The sequence below is a fragment of the Pseudomonas sp. HMWF021 genome (genome assembly GCF_003061005.1).
In the GTDB taxonomy this organism is placed as follows: domain Bacteria; phylum Pseudomonadota; class Gammaproteobacteria; order Pseudomonadales; family Pseudomonadaceae; genus Aquipseudomonas.
This window is the reverse complement of sequence record NZ_QAIK01000145.1, coordinates 118,555-127,616: the sequence shown is the minus strand read 5'-3', so window position 1 is coordinate 127,616 and position 9,062 is coordinate 118,555. Positions and strand designations below refer to the sequence as shown.

General features: G+C 60.4%; 6 protein-coding genes and 1 pseudogene. 6 read left to right on the top strand and 1 reads right to left on the bottom strand.

The features are described from left to right. The 5 genes from mgtA to DBR18_RS20710 form a co-directional block, all read left to right on the top strand. Window positions 1–2,266, top strand: a 2,266-nt coding sequence (mgtA, locus tag DBR18_RS20730; RefSeq protein ID WP_256588823.1) for a magnesium-translocating P-type ATPase, incomplete at its 5' end; no start/stop codon positions are given. A 166-nt stretch (window positions 2,267–2,432) separates the two neighbouring features. After that, a complete protein-coding gene (locus DBR18_RS20725; protein ID WP_007968289.1) occupies window positions 2,433–3,149 on the top strand; it encodes an MgtC/SapB family protein in 717 nt (238 codons plus the stop codon). A gap of 253 nt (window positions 3,150–3,402) precedes the next feature. After that, the gene (locus tag DBR18_RS20720; RefSeq protein ID WP_108591706.1) at window positions 3,403–3,864 is read left to right on the top strand and encodes a chemotaxis protein CheY; all 462 of its coding nucleotides are present in this window, start codon (window positions 3,403–3,405) and stop codon (window positions 3,862–3,864) included. A gap of 107 nt (window positions 3,865–3,971) precedes the next feature. After that, window positions 3,972–4,598 (top strand): response regulator transcription factor, encoded by a 627-nt coding sequence (locus DBR18_RS20715; protein WP_108591705.1) that lies wholly within the window; start codon window positions 3,972–3,974, stop codon window positions 4,596–4,598. A gap of 10 nt (window positions 4,599–4,608) precedes the next feature. Continuing rightward, on the top strand, window positions 4,609–7,818 hold the full coding sequence (locus DBR18_RS20710; protein ID WP_108591704.1) for an ATP-binding protein: 3,210 nt from the start codon (window positions 4,609–4,611) through the stop codon (window positions 7,816–7,818). Window positions 7,819–7,822: 4 nt separating this feature from the next. Here the strand turns inward: DBR18_RS20710 and dkgB are convergent, their stop codons facing one another. Further along, a complete protein-coding gene (gene dkgB / locus DBR18_RS20705; protein ID WP_108591703.1) occupies window positions 7,823–8,626 on the bottom strand; it encodes a 2,5-didehydrogluconate reductase DkgB in 804 nt (267 codons plus the stop codon). 305 nt (window positions 8,627–8,931) lie between these two features. Here dkgB and DBR18_RS29600 point away from each other — a divergent pair. Beyond that, window positions 8,932–9,062: pseudogene (locus DBR18_RS29600) on the top strand (pirin family protein); the annotation flags it as partial.

Below are 9,062 nucleotides of genomic sequence, written 5' to 3'. Positions count from 1 at the left end.
AAGCAAATCCAACCAGGCCGCCGACGCGCTCAAGGCGATGGTCAGCAACACCGCCACGGTGATGCGCCGCGACGAGCCGCGGATCGAACTGCCGATCAAGCAACTGGTGCCGGGCGACCTGATCGTGCTGTCCGCCGGCGACATGATTCCTGCCGACTGCCGGGTGCTCAGCGCCAAGGACCTGTTCGTCAGCCAGGCGGCGATGACCGGTGAATCGATGCCGGTGGAAAAATTCGCCCGTCAGGCCGACCGCGACACGCGCAATCCGCTGGAGCTGGAAAACATTCTGTTCATGGGCACCAACGTGGTGTCCGGAACGGCCGTGGCGGTGATTCTCACCACCGGCAACAGCACTTATTTCGGTGCCCTGGCCCAACGTGTGGGGGCAACTGATCGCGCGGTGACTTCGTTCCAGATGGGCGTGAACAAGGTCAGCTGGCTGCTGATCCGCTTCATGTTTGTCATGGCGCCGCTGGTGTTGTTCATCAACGGGTTCACCAAGGGCGACTGGACCGAAGCGCTGCTGTTCGCGCTGTCGATCGCCGTGGGTCTGACCCCGGAAATGCTGCCGATGATCGTCACCTCGACCCTGGCCAAAGGCGCGGTGTTCCTGTCGCGCAAGAAAGTCATCGTCAAGCGTCTGGATGCGATCCAGAACTTCGGCGCCATGGACGTGCTGTGCACCGATAAGACTGGCACCCTGACTCAGGACAAGATCTTCCTCGCGCGCAATGTCGATGTCTGGGGTGAAGACTCCGATGACGTGCTGGAAATGGCCTACCTCAACAGCTACTACCAGACCGGACTGAAAAACCTGCTCGACGTGGCGGTGCTGGAACACGTGGAAATCCACCGTGAGCTGAAGGTCGGCACGGCGTTTCGCAAGGTCGATGAGATTCCGTTCGACTTCAATCGCCGGCGTATGTCGGTGGTGGTCGAAGGGCGTGGTCAGCCACATCAACTGATCTGCAAAGGCGCGGTGGAAGAAGTGTTGGCGGTGTGCACTCGCGTGCAGCACGGCGACGTCGAAGAAGCCTTGAGCGATGAATTGCTGACCCGGATTCGTCAGGTCACCGCAGCATTCAACGCTGAAGGCTTGCGCGTGGTGGCAGTGGCTGCCCGTTCGATGCCGCAAGGTCGCGACACCTACAGTCTGGCGGATGAACAGGAGCTGACGCTGATCGGATATGTGGCGTTCCTCGATCCACCGAAGGAAAGCACCGCACCGGCGCTCAAGGCGTTGGCCGAGCACGGCGTGGCGGTCAAGGTGCTGACCGGTGACAACGAACTGGTGACCGCGAAGATCTGCCGTGAAGTCGGCCTCGCACAACAGGGCCTGCTGCTGGGCAATGATGTGGAGCGCATGAGCGACGCCGAACTGGCAGTGGCGGTGGAGAACACCAACGTGTTCGCCAAACTCACACCCTCGCACAAGGAGCGCATCGTGCGCATCCTCAAGGGCAACGGGCACGTGGTCGGGTTCATGGGCGACGGTATCAACGACGCGCCGGCACTGCGTACGGCCGACATCGGGATCTCGGTGGACAGCGCGGTGGACATCGCCAAGGAAGCCGCCGACATCATCCTGCTGGAAAAGAGCCTGATGGTGCTGGAGGAGGGCGTGCTCGAAGGGCGTCGGACCTTCGCCAACATGCTCAAGTACATCAAGATGACCGCCAGCTCCAACTTCGGCAACGTGTTCTCGGTGCTGGTGGCCAGTGCGTTCATTCCGTTCCTGCCGATGCTGCCAATGCACCTGCTGGTACAGAACCTGCTCTACGACATTTCGCAGATCGCGATTCCGTTCGACAACGTCGACAAGGAGATGCTGAAGAAGCCGCAGCGCTGGCAGCCGGCCGATGTCGGGCGCTTCATGCTGTTCTTCGGCCCGATCAGTTCGATCTTTGACATCCTGACGTTCGCCTTGATGTGGTATGTGTTCGATGCCAACACCCCGGACCACCAGACCCTGTTCCAGTCCGGCTGGTTCGTGGTGGGGCTGCTGACCCAGACGCTGATCGTGCACATGATCCGTACGCCGAAGATTCCGTTCCTGCAAAGCCGTGCAGCCATGCCGCTGCTGGTGATGACCGGAATCATCATGGCGGTCGGGATCTTCCTGCCGATGGGGCCGCTGGCCAACTACTTCAAACTGCAGGCATTGCCGTCGCTGTACTTCGTGTTCCTGCCGGTGATCCTGCTGGCGTACATGGCGCTGACTCAGGCGGTGAAAGGCTTCTACATCCGCCGGTTCGGCTGGCAGTAATGCTGCCCCTGCAGGAGCTGCCGCAGGCTGCGATCTTTTGATCTTGTCTTTTAAAAACAAAATCAAAAGATCGCAGCCTGCGGCAGCTCCTACAGGGATCGGGTGTTTCAAGTGAATTGGCAGCAAGCCCCGACAAAGGGACTGTGTTTTTTCAAGGAGCTTCATCATGCAAGCCATCAACAACCTCAACCTGACTTCCTTGCTCGACACGCTGGTCAGCCTCAGCGCCGCATTCATCCTCGGCGGCCTGATCGGTTTCGAGCGTCAGTACCGGCAACGCACGGCCGGCCTGCGCACCAATGTTCTGGTGGCTGTCGGCGCGGCGATTTTTGTCGACATGGCCAACCGTCTCGGCGGTGCTGAAGGCGCTGTGCGGGTGGTCGCCTACGTGGTCTCCGGCATCGGTTTTCTCGGTGCCGGGGTGATCATGCGCGAAGAGGGCAACGTGCGCGGCCTCAACACCGCTGCGACCCTGTGGACCTCCGCTGCCGTCGGTGCCTGCGCCGGCGCCGACCTGCTGGCCGAAGCCGTGCTCGGCACGCTGTTCATCCTCGCCGCCAACACCTTGTTGCGGCCGATCGTCAACAACATCAACCGTCAGCCACTGGACGTGGTCTCGGCGGAAGTCACCAACATTGTTTATGTCATCGCCAGGCGTTCCCAGCAGAAAGCCGTGTTCGCCTTGCTTGAAGCTGAGCTCGAGCGCAGCAACTACCCGGCCAGTGATGTCGATGTGCATGCCTTCGGGGCCGATGAAATTGAAATCGAAGCCACGCTGGCAACCACCTCGGTCGATGGCGATGAACTCGATGCGCTGGTGGCGCGGATCTCGACTTCGGCGCTGGTGGTGCAGGCCTTCTGGAGTCCGAGTACCACCGAATAAGTGTTACGCAGCGAGATTTCTCCAGGTTCAAATCGGCTGCGTGCCGGCTCGATTCGTCAGCGACCAGAGCAACCCGCCCGGCCGCCAACCCGGCGCCACGAAGGCCGGGGTGGTTCGTCGTTCTGCTGGTAACGACATGACCACCGGGCGGCGAGGACGAATGACTGGTTTTTTCGGAAAACTCCTACAGAGTCTGTGGTGATCCTAGCGTAGCCTTGGCGCGCTCTGAAACCACGACCCTCGGGAGGCGACGATGAACAATAAAGCCTTGCGCATTCTGATTGCCGATTCGCAGTATTTTCAGCGGATGAGAATCGAGCGCTTGTTCAATCATCTTGATTATTACCGTGTGGGCTCTGCGCAAAGCCTGACCGAGATGCTGACACTGGTCGAATACGGCTGTGAGCCATTCGACGTCCTGGTGGTGAACGCCGACCTGGCATCGGGCTCAATGGACCTGCCAGCGTTTCTGCTGGATGGCCAGCCTGTGCATCACGCGCTGATCTATAACGAGCCTTCCATGTTGTTTGAAGGACCATCAGGCGTTGTCCGGAAAAACGTACAGATTTGCAACGCCGGTATGCCGAACGCTTCCATGATTGAACAGTTGATGGCTCGGGTTGATGTGCCCGTATTCAGTGCGCGGGACGCTGTCGCTGAGTGGTCATGCGATGCGCTACCACACAATTTTCCTGCACGCAACTGTCAGGTCTGACAGCTGGAATTTCATCGACTCCCGTGCAACAGTCCCTGCGCAGCCAGTGTGTTCGCATGCTCGCGAATGCAGGTCGGCGTCATGATGTTTATAGAGCGGGAGAGGTCATGAAGTCAGCGCTGATCGTCGACGATCACCCTGTAGTGCGTGCCGCTATCAGGGTCGTGCTTGAAGCTGAACGATTCAAGGTTATCCATGAGGCATCGAGTGCCGGTGAAGTGATGGCGCTGATACGTGAGCATGCACCGAAACTGGTGGTGCTCGATCTCAAGCTGCCCGGTCACGGAGGGCTGGAGGTGCTGACCCGGCTCAAGGCCAATGACCCCCAATGCAAGGTTCTGATCTTCACATCGCAAGACCCTTTGCATTATCAGGACCGCTGCCTGCGCGCCGGAGCCATGGGCTATGTCACCAAGACCAACCAGCTGCAGCAGTTGCACAAGGCGATTCAGGCATTGATGTCGGGCTACTCCTATTTCGCCGCGCTGCCAGACAACGCCAACGTGGCGAGCCCGTTGCTCAGTAGCGAAAAACAGCTGATCGATCAGCTCTCCGATCGGGAACTGAGCATCCTGGAACAACTGGCGCTGGGCAAACCCAACAAGACCATCGCCGAAGACATGTTCCTCAGCTACAAGACGGTCAGCACCTACAAGACCCGCCTGATCAAAAAGCTCGGAGTGAATACGGCAGTCCACCTGCGCGATTTTGCCAGGCGCAATCACTTGATCTGAGGCTCTGCCCATGTGGCTCCGACGCTTGACGTTCGCCTTGTTGCTGAATCTGGCGCTGCCTTGCGTGGCGAGCCAGGCGCCGCAAGTGCTGGAAGTGCTGACGCGCACCCGCCTGGAAAATGTTCAGGTCCGACTCGACGATCAGGACCGTCAGTGGCTACGCGAGCATCCCGTGTTGCGCCTGGGTATCTCGGGGCCGGATTATCCGCCGTTCGAAATCACTCGCAATCATCAGGATCTTGAGGGGCTGACCGCCGATTACGCCGATCTGTTGGCGCAGTTGCTTGATGTGCGAATCGAAGTGCGCCGTTATGCCCGGCGCGATGAGGTACTGGCGGCGCTCAAGCGCGGCGAACTGGAGTTGCTCGGCACCTCGAACAGTTTCGAAACGGCCGATCCCGAGGTGATTCTGTCGCGCGCCTACGCCGAGGATCAGCCGATGTTCGCGACGCGCTTCGACGAACCGTTGCCGGCGGATCTCACCGGCAAGCGTATTGCCATGGTCGAAGACTACCTGCCGCTGGCGCAGGTGCAGCTGTTCTATCCGCAGGCCAGCGTGCAGGGTTACACCTCGGCCATGGACGCGCTCGGCGCAGTGGCATTCGGTGCCGATGACGTCTATCTGGGCGACCTTATCAGCGCCAACTATCTGATCAACACCAATTATCGCAATGACCTGCAGTTGGCCGGGCCGTCCGGGCTTGATGCCAACCGGTTCGGCTTTGCCTTGTTGCGCAGCGAAGTTGCCCTGAAACGCGTGGTCGACAAGGCACTGGCGGTCATTCCCATGGAGCGCCGGCAACAGATCGAACAACGCTGGAGCGCGGGCCGCGCGCAGATGAGCGCGCAGTCCGAAGTTCGCCTGAGTGGCGGCGAACAGCAATGGCTTGACGCGCACCCGGTGGTCAAAGTGGGGGCAATCGAAGATTTTGCACCGCTGACATTCTTTGATTCCGACGCTCGCTTTCGCGGGTTGAGCGCGCAGTTGCTGGGGCTGATCAGCCAGCGTAGCGGGTTGAAATTCGACATCGTGCGCGGCAACTCGCTTGATCGGCAGATCGAGCAGTTGAAGAAAGGTGAACTCGACATCCTGCCGGTGGTGACACCGAGCAGCGAGCGGGAACTGGAGCTGCGCTTCACCCGCGCCTATCTGAACAATCCGTTCGTGCTGGTGACGGCGGCGCAAGGGCCGCGCAGCCTGGCTGATCTGGCAGGCAAGCGCCTGGCGCTCTATCGCGGACATCCGTTGCGCGGCTTTCTGCTTGAGCGCGTACCCGGTCTGCGTCTGGTGGAAGCGAAAAGCCCGGCCGATGGCATGGAGATGATCGACAAGGGACAGGCTGACGCGACCATCAGTTCATTGCTGGTGGCTCGCTATCTGGTCGCCCGTCAGTACCGCGAACGGTTGCGCATCGCCAATACCGTCGGCGATCAGCCGGCCCGCATCGCTCTGGCCACTGCGGCGCAGGCCACCGAGCTGCATTCGATCCTGAACAAAGCTCTGCTGAGTATCGCGCCGCAGGAGATGGATGAACTGGTCGAGCGCTGGAGCCATGACGTGGTGGTCGATGACAGTTACTGGCTGCGTCACCGGCAGGAAATCGTCCTGGGTTTTGTTGGTGCAGCGGTGTTGCTGTTGCTGGCGCTGGGCTGGATCGGTTTGCAGCGCCGGCAGATCCGGCAACGCCAGCAATGGCTGCGCCAGTTGCAGCAGGCCAAGGATGCCGCCGATGACGCCAACCGCGCCAAGACTACGTTTCTGGCCACCATGAGCCACGAAATCCGTACGCCGATGAACGCCCTGATCGGCATGCTCGAACTGGCCCTCAAGCGCGCCGACGAGGGTGTCACCGATCGCTTGGCAATTCAGGTTGCGTCAGGCGCCGGCCAGCAACTGCTGGCTTTGATTGGCGATATTCTCGACATTGCACGCATCGAATCCGGGCACCTGTCCCTTGCCCCGGAACGGGCCAATCTGCGTGAACTGGTACTGTCGGTGTGCCGGGTTTTCGAGGGGCTGGCGCGACAAAAGCATCTGCAGTGGCAGATCGAACTGCACGTGCACAGTGCCGTCGACGTGCTGATCGACCCGACGCGCTTCAAACAGGTGCTGTCGAATCTGCTGAGCAACGCGATCAAGTTCACCGAGCATGGCCACGTCAGTCTGCACCTGCGCGTCACTGCTGTTGCAGCGCAGCGCCTGGCGATCAGCGTGGTGATTGACGACAGTGGCATCGGCATCAATGCGGCGGACCAGCAGCGCCTGTTCAGTCCGTTTGTTCAGGCGGGCGCCGATTCGCAGGCGGCCCGTAGCGGGTCCGGGCTGGGGTTGGTGATCAGCCGCACCCTTTGCGAAATGATGGGGGGAACCTTGCGTCTCGACAGTGAACCGGGGCGTGGCACACGGGTGCAAATCGATCTTGAACTGCCGCTGCTGGCGGCGCTCGCGCAGGACACTGCACCCGAACCGGCGTTCAGCCCGGCGCGCTCATTCAACGTGCTGGTGGTCGATGATCACCCGGTCAATCGCCTGCTGCTCTGCTGGCAATTAAGTGAACTCGGCCATCGCACGGTGGACACCGAGGACGGGCAGCAGGGGTTGGATCTCTGGCGCGGGCAGACCTTTGACGTGCTGATCACCGATTGCAACATGCCGCGCATGAGCGGTTATGAACTGGTGCGCACGATACGCGCTGAAGAGGCCACAAACAGTCGCGGGCGTTGCCTGATTCTTGGCTTCACCGCCAATGCACAGGCCGAGGAAAAGGCCCGCTGTCTGGCAGCGGGCATGGATGATTGCCTGTTCAAGCCGATTCGCTTGAGTGACTTGCGCCAGGCCCTGCACGGCGCGGTGCATTGTGCGCCTGAGCTTGAGGCGCTCGAAGGGGCGGCGATGGTGGAGATCGATTTGAGTGCGCTGGAGCAGTTGGCGGGTGCTGATCAGACGATGATTCGGCGCTTGCGCGAGCAAGTGCTGGACAGTCTGAAGCAAGACCTGCAACGGCTGGACAATCTGCAGCCGGGCGCTGACCGCGCAGGACTGCGCGACCTGGCGCATCACATCAAGGGCGGTGCGCAAATGGTCGGTGCCGCACGGCTCGTGGCAGCGTGTACGGCACTGGAACAGGCGTGTCGCGACGCTGAAGCTGCCGACATGCTCATGGCCCTCGATACGCTGCGCGAGGCGATGCACAGCCTCGCGCAGCGGCTTCAGGCCTGAGTGATCAATCCCACTGTGGCGCGATGCCTTTGGGACTGGTCAGCCGATGGCCGCGTTCCAGGCCGGCGATCAGCGCCATGTCGGCTGCGCTCAGGGTCAGCGCTACGGCGCCCAGATTGCTTTGCAGGTTGGCACGTTTGGTCGACGATGGAATCACCGCGTAACCCAGTTGCATCGCCCAGGCGAGGGTGACCTGCGCCGGGGTGGCCTGCAGGCGTTCGGCGATCTGCAGGATGACCGGATCCTTCAGCACTTCGCCATAGGCGAGGGTCATGTACGAGGTGACCTGTATGCCCTGGCTGCGGGCGAATTCGGCCACCTTGCGATTTTGCAGGTAGGGGTGCAGTTCGATCTGGTTGGTGGCGATGTTTTCTGCGCCGACCGCCGCGATGGCCTGTTGCATCAGCGCGATGGTGAAGTTGGACACCCCGATCTGCCGGGTCAGGCCCAGGCGTTTGGCTTCGAGCAGCGCGCCCATGAATTCGGCGACCGGCACCTGATCTTCCGGCGATGGCCAATGGATCAGCGTCAGGTCCAGGTAATCGGTCTGCAGTTTTTGCAGGCTTTCCCTGAGACTGTCGATCAGACGATCTTTGGCGAAATTGGCGACCCAGATCTTGCTGGTGATGAACAGTTCTTCGCGGGCGATACCGCTGGCAGCGATGGCCTGACCGACCTCGGCTTCGTTTTCGTAGATCTGCGCGGTGTCGATGGCGCGGTAGCCGAGTTCAAGACCGGTGCTCACCGAGTCGATGACCACCTGACCTTGCAGGCGAAACGTACCCAGACCAAAAGCGGGAACAGACATTGATGACTCCAGGGTTGCAGTGGGAATGGGCACGAGTATCCGCGTCTGCGTCCTTGAGAAAAACCGTCGATGGGGCAAAGCACTGTTGAGCAGAAGTCATGAATCTTGTGGGAGCTGCGGCACGCTGCGATCTTTTGATTTTAAAAACAAGATCAAAAGATCGCAGCGTGCCGCAGCTCCTACAGGGTGTGGTGGGAGTACTGTTCTATTTGTGGGACGCTGAGGCTGGTTTTTGCCGTCTAGTGCTGTGTACGTCATGGATTTAAGCTTAATTCATTGCGTCACCCCACTTTCTGGAGGCAACCATGAAAAACATCATCGGTATCTACACCAGCCCTCGCGGCCATTGGGTCGGCGATGGGTTCCCGGTTCGCACCCTGTTTTCCTACGATAACCTGGGCAAACACGTCAGCCCGTTCCTGCTGCTCGATCACGC

What these genes read in the sequence shown, in the direction of transcription:
- DBR18_RS20725 (WP_007968289.1), top strand. Translation starts at nt 2,433, where the DNA reads ATGCAAGCCATCAACAACCTCAACCTGACTTCCTTGCTCGACACGCTG.
- DBR18_RS20720 (WP_108591706.1), top strand. Translation starts at nt 3,403, where the DNA reads ATGAACAATAAAGCCTTGCGCATTCTGATTGCCGATTCGCAGTATTTT.
- DBR18_RS20715 (WP_108591705.1), top strand. Translation starts at nt 3,972, where the DNA reads ATGAAGTCAGCGCTGATCGTCGACGATCACCCTGTAGTGCGTGCCGCT.
- DBR18_RS20710 (WP_108591704.1), top strand. Translation starts at nt 4,609, where the DNA reads ATGTGGCTCCGACGCTTGACGTTCGCCTTGTTGCTGAATCTGGCGCTG.
- dkgB (WP_108591703.1), bottom strand. Translation starts at nt 8,626, where the DNA reads ATGTCTGTTCCCGCTTTTGGTCTGGGTACGTTTCGCCTGCAAGGTCAG.